13 protein-coding genes are annotated in these 14,296 nt (G+C 39.6%); 5 read left to right on the plus strand and 8 right to left on the minus strand.

Going from position 1 to position 14,296, the window contains the following annotated elements; genetic code table 11:
* Window positions 1–72: 72 nt before the first annotated feature.
* A complete protein-coding gene (locus RM552_RS05845; protein WP_311367833.1) occupies window positions 73–1,311 on the minus strand; it encodes a cystathionine gamma-synthase family protein in 1,239 nt (412 codons plus the stop codon).
* Between the two features lie 196 nt (window positions 1,312–1,507).
* Between RM552_RS05845 and RM552_RS05850 the strand changes: the two genes are divergently transcribed.
* Entirely contained in the window at window positions 1,508–2,275 is a 768-nt protein-coding gene (locus tag RM552_RS05850) for an NRDE family protein (protein WP_311367834.1), read from the plus strand.
* 176 nt (window positions 2,276–2,451) lie between these two features.
* A complete protein-coding gene (locus tag RM552_RS05855; RefSeq protein WP_311367835.1) occupies window positions 2,452–3,642 on the plus strand; it encodes an amino acid aminotransferase in 1,191 nt (396 codons plus the stop codon).
* A gap of 57 nt (window positions 3,643–3,699) precedes the next feature.
* Here RM552_RS05855 and RM552_RS05860 read toward each other — a convergent pair whose 3' ends face one another.
* The 4 genes from RM552_RS05860 to RM552_RS05875 are packed head-to-tail and all read right to left on the minus strand — an operon-like array spanning window position 3,700 to window position 8,089.
* Window positions 3,700–4,461 (minus strand): SDR family oxidoreductase, encoded by a 762-nt coding sequence (locus tag RM552_RS05860; protein WP_311367836.1) that lies wholly within the window; start codon window positions 4,459–4,461, stop codon window positions 3,700–3,702.
* A gap of 30 nt (window positions 4,462–4,491) precedes the next feature.
* Window positions 4,492–5,259: an SDR family NAD(P)-dependent oxidoreductase gene (locus tag RM552_RS05865; protein WP_311367837.1), complete on the minus strand. Its 768-nt coding sequence runs from the start codon at window positions 5,257–5,259 to the stop codon at window positions 4,492–4,494.
* A 3-nt stretch (window positions 5,260–5,262) separates the two neighbouring features.
* On the minus strand, window positions 5,263–6,273 hold the full coding sequence (locus RM552_RS05870; RefSeq protein ID WP_311367838.1) for an NADP-dependent oxidoreductase: 1,011 nt from the start codon (window positions 6,271–6,273) through the stop codon (window positions 5,263–5,265).
* 10 nt (window positions 6,274–6,283) lie between these two features.
* Window positions 6,284–8,089, minus strand: coding sequence for an acyl-CoA dehydrogenase (locus tag RM552_RS05875; RefSeq protein WP_311367839.1), 1,806 nt, complete (start codon window positions 8,087–8,089; stop codon window positions 6,284–6,286).
* 291 nt (window positions 8,090–8,380) lie between these two features.
* Between RM552_RS05875 and RM552_RS05880 the strand changes: the two genes are divergently transcribed.
* Together RM552_RS05880 and ylqF are read left to right on the plus strand one after the other, a co-directional pair.
* Window positions 8,381–9,373, plus strand: a complete 993-nt coding sequence (locus RM552_RS05880) for a GlxA family transcriptional regulator (protein ID WP_311367840.1) — start codon at window positions 8,381–8,383, stop codon at window positions 9,371–9,373.
* Between the two features lie 74 nt (window positions 9,374–9,447).
* Window positions 9,448–10,437: a ribosome biogenesis GTPase YlqF gene (gene ylqF, locus RM552_RS05885; RefSeq protein ID WP_311367841.1), complete on the plus strand. Its 990-nt coding sequence runs from the start codon at window positions 9,448–9,450 to the stop codon at window positions 10,435–10,437.
* Here the strand turns inward: ylqF and RM552_RS05890 are convergent.
* On the minus strand, window positions 10,434–12,122 hold the full coding sequence (locus RM552_RS05890) for an NAD(P)/FAD-dependent oxidoreductase (RefSeq protein WP_311367842.1): 1,689 nt from the start codon (window positions 12,120–12,122) through the stop codon (window positions 10,434–10,436). The two genes, ylqF and RM552_RS05890, sit on opposite strands and share 4 nt — an antisense overlap.
* Window positions 12,123–12,303: 181 nt before the next feature.
* Between RM552_RS05890 and fdxA the strand changes: the two genes are divergently transcribed.
* A complete protein-coding gene (gene fdxA, locus RM552_RS05895; protein ID WP_311367843.1) occupies window positions 12,304–12,627 on the plus strand; it encodes a ferredoxin FdxA in 324 nt (107 codons plus the stop codon).
* A 35-nt stretch (window positions 12,628–12,662) separates the two neighbouring features.
* Here the strand turns inward: fdxA and RM552_RS05900 are convergent, their stop codons facing one another.
* Window positions 12,663–13,511: a heparin lyase I family protein gene (locus RM552_RS05900; RefSeq protein ID WP_311367844.1), complete on the minus strand. Its 849-nt coding sequence runs from the start codon at window positions 13,509–13,511 to the stop codon at window positions 12,663–12,665.
* 66 nt (window positions 13,512–13,577) lie between these two features.
* Entirely contained in the window at window positions 13,578–14,198 is a 621-nt protein-coding gene (gene rlmE / locus RM552_RS05905; RefSeq protein ID WP_311367845.1) for a 23S rRNA (uridine(2552)-2'-O)-methyltransferase RlmE, read from the minus strand.
* Between the last annotated feature and the right edge of the window lie 98 nt (window positions 14,199–14,296).

A 14,296-nucleotide genomic window follows, 5' to 3' on the forward strand; every position in this document is an offset into this window, starting at 1 on the left:
CAAAATTGTTACTATTATTAGTGTTCACTCCCGTGTTTTGGTTCATAAAATTTTTAAAAAATTTGAAATTTTTTACATGTGCAATGCTTGCGTTAAATCCTGAATTATATCATCGGCGTTTTCAATACCAAGAGACATGCGTATCAGGGTATCTGAAATCCCCATTTCTTCCCTTTGCTCAGGACCATTTTCATAAAATATTGTGCTTGCGACAGGCAAAATTAACGTTCTGTTGTCTCCTAAGTGGGTCGCAGACAAAATCATATCTAAGGCGTTAATAAATGAGCGTACATCTATGCTAGCGTCAAGTTCAAAACTTAATATACCACCAAAATTACCGTTAAACAGTTCCTTTGCCAGCACATGTTGTTGGTGTTCGGGTAAACCTGGATATAATACTTTGGTAACGCCATTATGAGTTGCCAAAAATTGACTCACTTTTAGAGCGTTTTCGCATATTTTCATCATGCGCATTGATAAAGTCTCGAGACCCGTTGAAATCAAATGCGCTGACTGGGCCGCTAGTGTTGCACCAATGTCTCGTAAGCCCTTTTTCCTAATTTGTGTCGTGCCTAAAGCATCTGGCTCAACGTTTTTGTATACATCATAGATATTATCAAAACCCGTCCAATCAAAGTTTCCCATATCAACAACAACACCTCCTAACACGTTTCCATGTCCAGATACATACTTTGTCAAAGAGGTGGTGAGTAAATTTGCTTTTACCGCCTTTGCATCCAATAGAACACAAGGTGTCATTGTATTATCAAGCACGAATAACAAACTGTTAGATGCGCAATAGTCACCTATATTTTTTAAATCAGCTACTTGCGTGCCAGGGTTTGCAATACTCTCGCAAAATACCATTTTAGTATTGTGTTTCACAACGGCCGCTAAATTATCGACCTTTGTGGTATCAATATAATCGACATCAATGCCAAACCTCATCAAAGAATCAATAAAACTGCGAGTGTTACCAAAAAGGAATTTACTAACTACGATATGGTCTCCCGATTTTAACAAGGAAAACATTAGCGCGCTAATCGCTGCCATACCTGTGGAAAAAACAGTTGCATATTTCCCACTTTCAAATTTTGCTAATATATTTTGCAGAGCAACTGAAGAACTAGAAGAACTTCGTGAATAAACATGACCATTTTTCTTACCTTGAAAAACAGCTTCTAAATCAGCTACATCATCGAAATGAAATAAAACTGAATTATTACTTGCCTCATGCACCGCGCCCGACTGGGGTAAATTAACTTGGCGATCTGCATGCACTAATTCAGAATCTAGCTTCTTTCTTTTCACTCACTACTTCCTATTGTTAAAAATTATTTTTGACGCTATACCATATACATCTAGTGGTACTTTTAATGCAAACACGCCCTTTCGTGAAAGTATGTTAGCACAGTTTATTCGTTGAATTGGTTGAAGTTACGATAACAAATCACTATTGTATAGGTCTTTTTTGTTGCAAGTATTTCGAACAAGTATAAATTTATAGATGTGTATATTATTTATTGCAGTCAACCAACATCCCAAATACCCCCTAATTATTGCCGCCAATCGTGATGAATTCCATAAGCGACCTACCCAAGCGTCACACTTTTGGCAAGGTCAATCAGATATTTTAGCGGGTAAAGATTTAGTCGCTGGTGGAACATGGATGGGCATAAATAAAAAAGGACGCATTGCAGCTTTAACTAATATTAGAGCACCGGGCAAAGAAAGAGAGAATGCAGTCAGTCGGGGCGAGCTTGTCGCCAATTATCTAGTAAATCATCAGCCTGATGATGAATATTTAGCAAATTTGCAAACAACACATGAAAATTACAACGGTTATAATTTGTTATTCGGCAACATAGGTAGTTTGCAGGTTTATAATAGCTTTGAAAACACTTCATATGGCCTAAACAATGGCGTTTATGGCTTATCGAATGCGAGTCTTAATAGCCCGTGGCCAAAACTGGATGCGGGCCGCAAAGCCTTAGCTGACTATTGCAGGCAAAGTGGTGAACTACACTATGAACACTTATTTGAATTATTAATGAATGATGTCGCCGCTAGCGATGATGAACTGCCTAAAACTGGTGTTCCAATCGATTGGGAAAGGAAATTGTCTTCCATATTCATAACAAGTGAAGAATATGGCACACGTTCAAGCACAATCTTGCTAGTTGATAAAAATCATAATTGTTTGTGGGAAGAACGAAGTTTCGACACCAATGCAAAACTCATAGGTCAACAAGAATTCAAATTTGTTATCAATTGAACCTGTTTGGTGCATGTTGCCCTTCATATGATGATTGGCGACAACGATAGTTTGAGCGTGAACTAAAAAACAGAAAAGATTTTCTGCACATCAATAGAATAGGCCTCGAAATTATTATTTAAACAGGCATAATAGCCCCAACTTTACTGCATTTTACTAATTAAGGAAGTAACACCGTGTTCGAATCGCTGTCTGCGCTATCTCCCGATCCTATTTTAGGCTTGTCCGCTGCTTTTAAAAAAGACCCCAATCCCGCTAAAATTGATCTTGGGGTTGGTGTGTATAAGGACGAACAAGGCCTTACGCCTATTCTGGATTGCGTATCACAAGCGCAACAAATGCTGTTAGCAAGTGAAACGTCGAAGGTATATATCACGCCTCAAGGAAATCAAGGCTATATCAACGGAATGGTAGAACTTTTGCTGGGTCACAATTCGGCTGTAACAAGCGCAAATCGGGTTGCTGCGGTGCAAGCACCCGGTGGTTGTGGAGCACTTCGTATATTGGCTGAATTACTTGTGAGAGTGAATAAAAATACCCGTGTTTGGGTGAGTGATCCAACCTGGGCGAATCATATTCCGCTATTAGGTGATGCTGGTATAGATTTACAAATATATCCTTACTTTGATAAAAACTCAGCAAGTATTAAATTTGATGAAATGATGGATTGCTTGTCAAAAGTAAGTGCCGATGATGTTGTTTTATTGCATGGTTGCTGTCACAACCCTACTGGTGCTGACTTAAATAAAGAGCAATGGCAACAATTAACTGCCTTAGCGAGTAAGGTCGGTTTTTTACCTTTTATTGATATTGCGTACCAAGGTTTCGGCGACGGAATTGATGAAGATGCTTATGGCTTGCGTCTTATGGCTGAAAACTTAGAAGAAGTTATCGTAGCGGCGTCTTGCTCTAAAAACTTTGGCTTATATAGGGAAAGAGTTGGCTTAGCCGCCATTATATGCAAAGACCAATCAACCAAGGATATTGCACAATCGCAAATACAATCTGTAGCGCGAGGCATTTATTCAATGCCTCCTTCTTATGGTGGTGCGTTAGTTGACATCATACTGAATAATAAGAGTCTAAACGATATTTGGATAAGCGAGGTCGAAGCAATGCGCACTCGAATGGCCGAATTAAGGGCCATGTTGGTGAGCAACTTAGAAGATCAGAACGTTGATAAAGATTTCAGTTTTATCAACAAACAAAAAGGCATGTTCTCTTTCTTGTGTATTCCACCAGAACAAGTACAAGCTTTACGCGATCAGCACGCGATCTACTTTGTGGATTCGAGCCGTGTAAATATTGCAGGTATTAACCATAAAAACGTCTCAGTGCTTGCTAAAGCTATAGCGCAGACGCTGTAAAAACATAATAAGGCTAGCTCAAATAAAACTGAGATAGCCTTATTTTTAGTTGTACTTTTACGCTAACATTCCACCATCGACTATAACACTAGCGCCGGTGGTGTAACTGGAAGCCTCAGACACTAAATACAATACTGTACCTGCCATTTCATCTGGATTTGCAACACGCCCCATTGGTATAACTTTAAGTGCCTGCTTAAGAATTGCATCGTTGGTAGTTAAAGCTGATGCAAATTTAGTATCTGTTAAGCCCGGTAATAAAGCATTTACTCTAATGTTTAGGGGGCCACATTCTTTAGCAAAGCTTTTAGTCATGCTAACTACAGCGGCTTTGGTAATAGAGTAGATCCCTTGCATATCACCCGGACTTATAGCATTAATCGATGCAGTGTTTAATATCACACCTCCTCCCTGCTCTTTCATCATATTGCCAGCAGCCACCGACATGAAAAAATAGCCCCTAACATTAACATCAACGGTTTTGCTGTAAGCCGCTAAATCTGTATCAAGTATATGGCCAAAATAAGGGTTTGCAGCTGCGTTATTAACTAAAATATCAATGCGACCATGTTGCGCCTTAATATGTGAAAAAACGGCATCAATTTGAGACATTTCACCTACATGACAAGGAAATGCGCTCGCTTTCCCCCCATTTTTGACAATACTGTCAGCAACTTCTTGGCAAGCTTCTATTTTTCGGCTAGAAACAATTACATGAGCACCTTTTGATGCCAATAACCTTGCTATTGATTCGCCTATGCCTCGACTTGCACCCGTAACAAGAGCTACTTTACCGCTCAAATCAAATAAATCTTTCACATCTTTCTCCGTTCAATAACTGTTTTTGAATTAGGCCAACATTCCGCCATCAAGGGTTAAGCAATGTCCGTTCATAAAAGATGATTCATCACTTGCTAACCAAGCAATAGCATTTGCTATTTCGTCTACATGCCCTAAGCGTTTTAATGGACTGGCCTTAACAATAAGATTTTTACCACGTTCATCTAATTTATCGAGATTATTTTGGACCATGGGAGTATCGATAAAACTTGGGCATACCGCATTAAATCGAATATTTATTTTTGCGTACTCAAGTGCCGCTGTTTTTGTTAAACCTACTACGCCATGTTTTGAAGCACTGTAGGCAGACAAAGACGGCGCAGAACGCAAACCAGCTATTGATGCAAGATTAATAACATGGCCGCCTCCATTTGATGCCATGCAAGCAATTGCAGCACGCATGCAGTGCCATACTCCTTTCAAATTAATTGCGATATTACGGTCAAAATCTTCATCCGTAAGTTCATGTAGCGGGCGAGGCTCATGATCAACTCCAGCGTTATTCAGCACGACATCTATCCCACCAAGGGTTTCCATAGCAAAACTAAATAATGAACGAACCTGACTTCCAGCACTAACATCCACTTGTTTAAAGGTAATATCCAAACCCTCTTGTTTGCCTTGGGATGCAAGCTTTTCTCCTTGATCTATGGCTAAATCAGAAAGTATAACGCTCGCGCCTCTTCTGGCTAATAATAGACCACTAGCAGCACCAATGCCTGATGCCCCACCAGTTATGAGTATTCGTTTACCTTTTACATCAGCAGCAGTAATCATGAATTACTCTCCCACTTTCAGCACAAGTTTGCCAAAGTTTTCGCCTTTGAATAGCATCATTAGTGTATTTGGAAAGGTCTCAATTCCTTCCACAATATGATCTTTCACTTTTAGGTCTCCAGACTGGATCCAAGCCGCAATATCTTGCATTGCCACTGGGTATTCTTTTATATTATCAAACACAACTATGCCTTCCATTTTTGCTCGGTTAACTAACAAAGATAAGTAATTTGAAGGACCTTTGATAGGCGTAGTATTATTGTATTGACTAATTGCGCCGCAAATGACAATACGTGCTTTTTGATTTATTTGAGTAAGCACGTCATCTAGAATGTCGCCACCAACATTATCAAAAAATACGTCAACGCCATTTGGACAAGTTTGTTTAAGGGCTTTCTTTACGTTTTCACTTTTATAGTCAACCGCGGCATCAAAGCCAAGTTCATTTACGAGGAACTCACACTTTTCTTTACCGCCCGCAATACCTACCACATGGCAACCTTTAATACGTGCAATTTGCCCGACTAAACTGCCGACAGCACCTGCAGCGCCAGATACAACCACTGTTTCACCTGCCTTTGGTTCGCCGCTTTTTAATAATCCAAAATAACCTGTCATACCTGGCATACCTAATACACCCAAATAATAAGATAGTGGTGCTAAATTAGGATCGACTTTGTGCATTCCAGTGCCATCACTAACCGCATAGCTTTGCACACCGTTGTACCCGCAAACCACATCACCCGCTTTAAACTTATCATGTTGGCTTTGTATAACTGTACCCACGGTACCTGCGCGCATAACATCACCAATTTGAACAGGTTCGATATATGACTTTGCATCATTCAACCAACCACGCATGGCTGGATCTAATGAAATATAGTCTACTTTAACTAAAAACTGACCAGCTTGTATCTTTGGAACCGCTGTTTGAGTATATTCCCACGTGTCATCTCCTGGCTCACCAAAAGGTCGCGTTTTTAGTCGCCACTGTTTATTCGTTACATTAGTCATTGTTATCTCCTTAGAACCAATCGTTGTTCATATCAACGCAGGTTGAGTTGTTTGTTTTTAATAGTTGAATATCTCTTGCAACGGTGGGCAACTCCCATTCAATAAAATATTTAGCGGCTTGGATTTTACCTTTGTAGTAATTTTGTTTTTGTTGATCGCTGGTGTCTGCCAAAAGCTGTTCTGCTTTACTTGCTTGCCTGATCCATATCCAGCTTACAACAATGCTAGAAAATATATTCATCATCGCCTGTGCATTAGCCGTTAGGGTAAACGCTTTTTCGGTTTGCATAACCGCTGTAAGGTGCGTTAACACCTCATGAAGTTCACTCAAATAAGGGTTAAGAGCCTGCACTAATTCTGCGCTTTGCGTGGTAGAAACCTTAGCAAAATCTGATTGCATTTCTTTTTGTAAAACACGTAAACCTAAGCCATTCTTTTGCCAAATTTTGCGGAAACTTAAATCTAAGGCTTGAATGCCATTAGTCCCTTCATGTATTGGATTCAGACGGTTGTCTCGCCAAAATTGCTCAGAATAATACTCTCTTGTATAGCCAGACCCTCCTAACACTTGAATGCCTAAATCATTCGCTTTTGGACCATATTCCGAAGGCCAAGCTTTTAATACCGGTGTAAGTAAATCAAGCATTTCTTGAAGGTCTAGCTTGCGGGCTTCATCTTCACAAGTATTAATACGATCAATTAAATTTGAACCATATAAGCACAGAGACATACCACCTTCGGTATATGCTTTTTGTGCTAATAACATGCGTTTTACATCGCCATGATTAATAATAGCAGTGGCGTCATCTTCCGGTTTATTATTTGGCGCTATACGACCTTGAGTACGGTCTTTTGCATAATCAAGAGAATATAAATAACCTCTATAACCTATCATTGCAGCACCAAAACCAACGCCTATGCGGGCTTCGTTCATCATCATAAACATGTAGCGCAAACCAAAATGCGGTTCACCAACCAGATATCCATGACAATCGTTGTTTTCACCGAAGGTCAACGCTGTTGATGTAGTGCCGCGATAACCCAATTTATGTAACAGACCAGCCAGTTGCACATCATTTCTAGGACCAACGCTATTGTCTGAATTTAATCGGTATTTAGGTACAACAAATAGCGATATTCCTTTCACACCACCCGGCCCACCTGGTATTTTAGCCAAGACTAAATGTACGATGTTGTCAGATAACTCGTGTTCTCCCCCAGAAATATAAATTTTGCTTCCCTTTAAACGGTAACTGCCATCAGGTTGAGGACTAGCGGTAGTTTTAATGTCGGCAAGAGAAGAACCTGCATGTGGCTCTGTTAGGGCCATTGTCCCGGTAAATTCGCCAGTTAACATTCTTGGCATAAAGGCATTTTTTAGTTCTTCGTTAGCAAAATGCGAAATAACGTTGATTGCAGCGGCTGTTAAAAAAGGATATGCCGTAGTGGAAGGGTTTGCAGACATAAAATATGCTGACACCGCTGTCATAACTGTTTCTGGCAGTTGCATACCACCATCTTCGAAGCTATAACGGCCAGCGATAAAGCCTGATTCTCTAAATGCATCAAAAGCAACCTTCACATCGTCAATCATACTGACTTTATGCCCATCAAATTGTGGCTCATTTTTATCAGCAATATGGTTATGTGGCAAAAATAAATTGGTTGCCATTTTTTGCGCCGTATCTAAAACCGCATCAAAGGTTTCTACACTGTGTTCAGAAAATTTGTCATGTTTACACAACGCTTCTGCATCAAGCACATCGTATAACTGAAATGGGAGTTCAAAATCGTGTATGAGGGTGTCAGCAGCCATAGTAACCTTCTTGAGTTTTGTTCAGATTTAAGTGTCAACAAACTCTATAGATACAAAATTGAATAACAATAGAGTTTTTGAATGTACATTGGCACTTTCATTATAGTGACTGTCGACCAGTCGATATTTAGAAAGAAAACCAAGGACTCTTAATATAATAGATATTGTCGTGCAAAAGCATTGTCATTTATGACATAATTATGGTCATATGTGACAAGCATTTATCGTACTTATATCACGGTATAAGCCTATTGACTGTTTTAACAAAAACACACTAAAAGACGACTCTATATGCCATATTATAAACCCTACAAAGTTGTGATTATTGGCTTTGATGGCGCGCTTAGTAGCGCATTAACAGGCGCGTTAGACTTATTTTCCTTTACAGGAGTGAGCTGGCAACGTTATCTAAACCTGCCGGTTGAACCTAGGTTTGATGTACAAATTGCGAGCTTACATGGCAGTTCGTTTACGTGTAGTAAGCAATTAACCATTGTGCCCCACGCAAGTATTAACGAAGTAGAAACATGTGATTTATTGATGGTTCCAACAATTGGTGACTCAATTGATAAAGTGCTTAATAACAGCGCCCCGCTTTTTCCGCATTTAAGGCGCTTATACAAATCTGGCGCCGACGTTGCTAGCAATTGCAGCGGCGCGTTTTTATTAGCAGAAGCTAGTTTATTAAATGGGCGCAAAGCAACAACTCATTGGGGTTATGCAAGCCGTTTTATAGAAGATTATCCTGAGGTTAATTTGGACGAAAAACAACTAGTCACGCAAGATGATAATATCTTTTGTGCCGCTGGAGGTAGTGCTTTTTATGATTTAGCTATGTTACTAATTGAACGTTATTGTGGTAGAGAAATTGCCAATCAAGTCGCCAAGACTCAAATAGTCGATTCACGTAAAAGCAATCAAAGCATGTACGCTAACCTAAAGCTTTATAAACGTCACAATGACCCGCTAATACAACAAGTTCAAGAGTATGTAGAAGAAAATTTTTCTCTTCATTTAAGCGTTAATTTACTAGCAGAGCAAGCAAATGTAACGCCACGGACACTAAATCGGCGTTTTCAGAAAAGCGTGTCTATGCGACCAATAGAATACATACAAGCTGTTCGAATTGAGCATTCAAAACGCCTCTTAGAAAGTGGAGAGTTTAATATTAAAGGGCTCTCCAATCATATTGGTTATGAGGATGTTGCTTCATTTTCTCGTTTGTTTAAACGATACACACAATTGACACCAAAAGACTATCAAAACAAATTTAAAAGAAGCTAATTTAGCTAAGGATGTCGTTAATAATACTGATATAATCATGTTTGAATTTATTGGTACAGAGGGTTCTTAACACAATGGCAATTCAGTGGTATCCAGGGCATATGCATAAAGCCCAAAAAGAAATGAAAGAACTCTTGCCAAAAATCGACTTGTTAATTGAAGTTCTCGATGCACGCATTCCTTACTCCAGCGCTAACCCGGCAATTTCTTCACTACGCGGCAATTTGCCTTGCATAAAAGTGCTCAGTAAAGCTGATCTTGCTGACCCTGAGCTGACAAAATTATGGCAATCTTATCTAGAAAGCGAAAAAGGCGTAAAAACGATTACCACCCGAACAGATGAAAAAAGCAAAATGAAGCTTGTACTGGATTTGTGTAAAAAAATGGTGCCCTCAAAAGTCGGTGGTGTAAAAGTGATTAATGCTATGATCGCGGGGATCCCTAACGTTGGTAAATCGACATTAATAAATGTTTTAGCTCAGCGCGTTATAGCAAAAACAGGCAACGAGCCAGCAGTCACTAAATCTCAACAAAAAATCAATTTAGAAGGCGGTATTACCTTATTCGATACGCCTGGCATATTATGGCCAAAGGTTGAGAATGAACATAGTAGTTACCGATTAGCCGTGACAGGTGCAATTAAAGACACCATTGTGGAATATGAAGATATCGGTTTTTATGCGGCTGACTATTTAATTAAAACTTACCCTGTATTGCTCAAAAATCGTTTTGGCCTTGATAACATTCCAGACACCGAAATTGCATTTTTAGAGCAGGCAGCAACTCGCCGAGGAGCGCTTAGATCAGGAGGACGTGTTAATTTACATAAAATATGTGAAGTCCTCATTAATGAATTACGTTCTGGTATGTTAGGCCTAATCACACTTGAACACCCTGACATGATTCAAGCTGAAGAATTAAAAATAAAACAAGATTTAGCGAAAAAAGACCAAGACAAACAAGACCGTAAGCAACGCTTTAAAGATGGCTCATTAACCCCTAGTAAGCGTGAACAAAAACAAGTATCTCGAGAACATAAAGCTAACAAACGCCGCAAACGCTAAGGCTTATTGCTCTCTTCTAGTGTTTGTTTAACCATTTGCAAAGCTAAAGCTTCCGCTACTCTAATACCGTCAATACCTGCTGACCAAATGCCGCCCGCATAACCAGCTCCTTCACCCGCAGGATATAAACCGGTCACATTAATACTTTGATAGTCTTTATTACGTTTAATACAAATAGGTGATGAAGTTCGAGTCTCTACGCCTGTTAACAAGCCGTCTACTTTAGCAAAACCTTTAATCTGTCTTTCAAACGCAGGAATAGCTTCTTGTATTGCATCGCTTACAAAAGTTGGCACTATTTTGCTTAAGTCGGTAAGGCTAATACCAGGTGTATAAGAAGGCTTGACATCTCCAAGGTCTTCACTCGCTTTACCCGCTAAAAAATCTCCAATCAATTGTGCAGGCGCAAAATAATTTTCACCTCCCAACTCAAAAGCCATAGTCTCTAAGTCTCTTTGCAATTGTATACCCGCTAGTGGATGCCCCGGATAATCTTTCTCTGGTGAGATACCCACAACGATAGCACTGTTAGCATTGCGCTCATGGCGAGAATATTGACTCATTCCGTTAGTAACTACCCTGCCCGGTTCTGACGCGGCTGCTACTACTGTGCCACCTGGGCACATACAAAAACTATATACTGTGCGCCCGTTTTTACAATGATGCACCAGTTTGTAATCTGCAGCGCCTAGTATAGGATTGCCAGCGTTATCACCAAATCGAGCACGGTCTATCATACTTTGCTCATGTTCAATTCTGAAGCCAATTGAAAATGGTTTCGCCTCAATATACACCCCTTGTTTATAAAGCCCTTCAAAGGTATCTCGGGCGCTGTGTCCTATGGCAAGGATAAGGTGTTCGCAATCAATGTATTCTCCATCAGACAAATATAAGCCTTTTAGTCTATAAGACTTGTTCTGACTGGCTTGGTCTGCATTTTCAAGTGCTTGTGTTTCATCGTCGGCTTCAGATACTAGATTGAGTTTTTCAAGTCTACTGCTGAAGCGAAATTCGCCACCCAGGGCAATAATCGTTTCACGCATTTTCTCAACCATATTAACTAATTTAAAGGTCCCTATATGCGGTTTGCTGACATACATTATTTCCTGTGGCGCGCCAGCTGCGACAAACTCATGTAGGACTTTACGACCATAATGCTTGCGATCTTTTACTTGGCTATATAATTTGCCGTCGGAAAAAGTGCCTGCGCCTCCTTCGCCAAATTGCACGTTAGACTCAGGGTTTAATGGTTTGTTGCGCCAAAATCCAAAAGTATCTTTTGTTCTTTCACGAACCGCTTTCCCGCGTTCTATGATAATTGGCCTAAATCCCATTTGTGCCAAAATTAAGGCAGCAAACAATCCACAGGGCCCCAATCCAACTACTACAGGCCTATCTTTTAAATTAGAGGGCGCGTGAGTAACAAATTTATACTGCATATCAGGACTAAGTCGCACGTGTGGTTCGTTAGAAAATTTTGACAACAATGCATCTTGCTGTTTTATTTCAACATCTACACTATAAATTAACAGAATATTTTTATTGTTGCGTGCATCGTATCCACGCTTATAAATTTCAAAGCTAAGGAATTGCTCTTCATCTATCTCAAGCTTTTCCAAAATAGCTTTTTTTATCGCAAATTCATCGTGATCTAAAGGAAGCTTGATATCAGTGAGGCGCAACATGTTGTATATACTCTTTATACTGCCAGACAGCCTGTCTGCCGGGATGCTTTAGTGTAAATCAGATTAGCGAGGTAAGATAGTAAAGCCTTATGCAACACCTGAAAACTCAATTTAACTTGTGTTTTGAAGCGGCTACTTTAGACTTATCTCTACTTACTTTTTGAGATTAGCATGAGTTTTTATGACATTTGTAGTGACCGATAACTGCATTAAATGCAAGTACACTGACTGTGTTCTGGTTTGCCCTGTAGATGCGTTTTTTGAAGGACCAAATTTTTTAGCGATTGATCCGGTAATATGTATTGACTGCGCCTTATGTGTACCTGAATGTCCCGCTGATGCAATATATCAAGATACAGAATTACCCGTAGACCAAATTGAATATCTAGCTTTAAATGAACAACTAAGCCAAAAGTGGCCCAATATTACAAAATTAAAACCAGTACCCGTAGATGCTGATGAATGGAATGGTGTTAAAGACAAATTGCATTTATTAGAACGTTAAATTTCGACTACTTTGCTCGCTTCTAAAATTGGCGTTTAATATTTGATGACCTCAAAATCAGCAAAGCGTATCGAGTCTTTTTCGTTGGCAAGCATACTTTTCGATTTGAGAGACCTATAGTAACCCCACTTTGGGCGGACAAAATGACGCTTATCAGTGCCGCGCCACATATCTATATTTTCGGATTCAAAATGTATCAATACTTCTTGCTGATCAAGTCGTTTAATGGTGACTTCTAATTTACCCTCATTCGAATAAGTAACTTTGCATTCTGCTTCTAACCACACTTCCGATATATTTTGCCACGGTTTTTTAGCAATAATAGACGCTTTTTGAACACCTGCATGTGATAAGGCAAACCACTTTTGATTTTTATATGATCTGCCCGAAAAAGTGAAAATGGGTTGACCGACACCATCATCTACCGATTTAAGCTGAAAAAAATGACTAAAATTATTCGAAAGCGACATATCGGACGGTAGTTTAAACTTCCATTTATATTTTAGTGTTTCACCTTCATAAGCCTTTAAAGCTTTTTTAGATTTGCTATATGCTTTAATTTCATTTCGTTGGCGATCGTTAAACTTTATATATTTATCGCGGTCCTTATCAACATCTCGGTGCAAAACAAACACAAAATGATGCCCTACTTCTTCATCTGTATCTTCAAATATATGGAGAACTCCAGGGTGGTTGTCTGGATACAAGTCGGGGGATTCTATAGATCTTGGTCCTGCAAATTTCCTTATCAAGTCATAAGCGGAATGCCCATTATTAGGACCATCGGAGGTTAAACGTGTTACTTGTTGCTCTGAGTGAACATAGGGGCATGAGATAATTAGAAATGAACAAAAAAAGGCTTTTTTAAACATATTATTTTTCATTATATTAATGCCAAAACATGCTTGGTTTTGCTTATTTGGTTTACACAAATTCAAGCGCCCTTGGTATCAAGCTTTAAATCCTTTTGCCACTAAATAAATTTCACGTGAACGTGGGCGAGATGCAGCGGGTTTACGAACAATCACTTTGCTAAACGATGCGCGTACTTCTTTCGTAAAAGCTTCTGAGCCAACGCCTTGAAAAACTTTAGCACAAAAACTACCACCGGGTTTTAATACATTTCGGGCCATATCCAATGCAAGTTCAACAAGGTACATAGAAGCATGTTGATCGGTAGTATTCACACCGCTCATGTTTGGGGCCATATCAGAAATAACAGAATCTACTTGGCTGCTGCCCAAACTGTTCAATATTTGCTCATAAACGGAGGCTTCCGTAAAATCGCCTTGAATAAAATCAACACCCGCAATGCCGTCCATTGGTAAAATATCAGATGCGATTACGCGGCCACTTTCACCTACGATAGGCGCCACTATCTGCGACCATCCACCTGGTGCTGCGCCTAAATCCATGACAACACTGCCCGACTTAAACAGTGAGTCTTTTTCATTAAGTTCAATTAATTTATAACTGGCGCGTGACCGATAACCATCGCGTTGTGCCTTTTGTACGTAAGGGTCATTAACGTGCTCGTCGAGCCATTTTTTACTGGTTTTTGATCGGGCCATGCCGTCCTGCTAATTGGTGATTTACAAAAACAAAGGCCATTTTAAGTTGCTAGGCACAGTTTGCAAATATCTTCTGCAATTAATTTACCGACGACTTG

Origin of the sequence: Glaciecola petra (assembly GCF_031846345.1) — a bacterium.
In the GTDB taxonomy this organism is placed as follows: domain Bacteria; phylum Pseudomonadota; class Gammaproteobacteria; order Enterobacterales; family Alteromonadaceae; genus Glaciecola; species Glaciecola petra.

What these genes read in the sequence shown, in the direction of transcription:
- RM552_RS05850 (WP_311367834.1), top strand. Translation starts at nt 1,508, where the DNA reads ATGTGTATATTATTTATTGCAGTCAACCAACATCCCAAATACCCCCTA.
- RM552_RS05865 (WP_311367837.1), bottom strand. Translation starts at nt 5,259, where the DNA reads ATGATTACTGCTGCTGATGTAAAAGGTAAACGAATACTCATAACTGGT.
- RM552_RS05870 (WP_311367838.1), bottom strand. Translation starts at nt 6,273, where the DNA reads ATGACTAATGTAACGAATAAACAGTGGCGACTAAAAACGCGACCTTTT.
- RM552_RS05875 (WP_311367839.1), bottom strand. Translation starts at nt 8,089, where the DNA reads ATGGCTGCTGACACCCTCATACACGATTTTGAACTCCCATTTCAGTTA.
- RM552_RS05880 (WP_311367840.1), top strand. Translation starts at nt 8,381, where the DNA reads ATGCCATATTATAAACCCTACAAAGTTGTGATTATTGGCTTTGATGGC.
- ylqF (WP_311367841.1), top strand. Translation starts at nt 9,448, where the DNA reads ATGGCAATTCAGTGGTATCCAGGGCATATGCATAAAGCCCAAAAAGAA.
- RM552_RS05890 (WP_311367842.1), bottom strand. Translation starts at nt 12,122, where the DNA reads ATGTTGCGCCTCACTGATATCAAGCTTCCTTTAGATCACGATGAATTT.
- fdxA (WP_311367843.1), top strand. Translation starts at nt 12,304, where the DNA reads ATGACATTTGTAGTGACCGATAACTGCATTAAATGCAAGTACACTGAC.
- RM552_RS05900 (WP_311367844.1), bottom strand. Translation starts at nt 13,511, where the DNA reads ATGAAAAATAATATGTTTAAAAAAGCCTTTTTTTGTTCATTTCTAATT.
- rlmE (WP_311367845.1), bottom strand. Translation starts at nt 14,198, where the DNA reads ATGGCCCGATCAAAAACCAGTAAAAAATGGCTCGACGAGCACGTTAAT.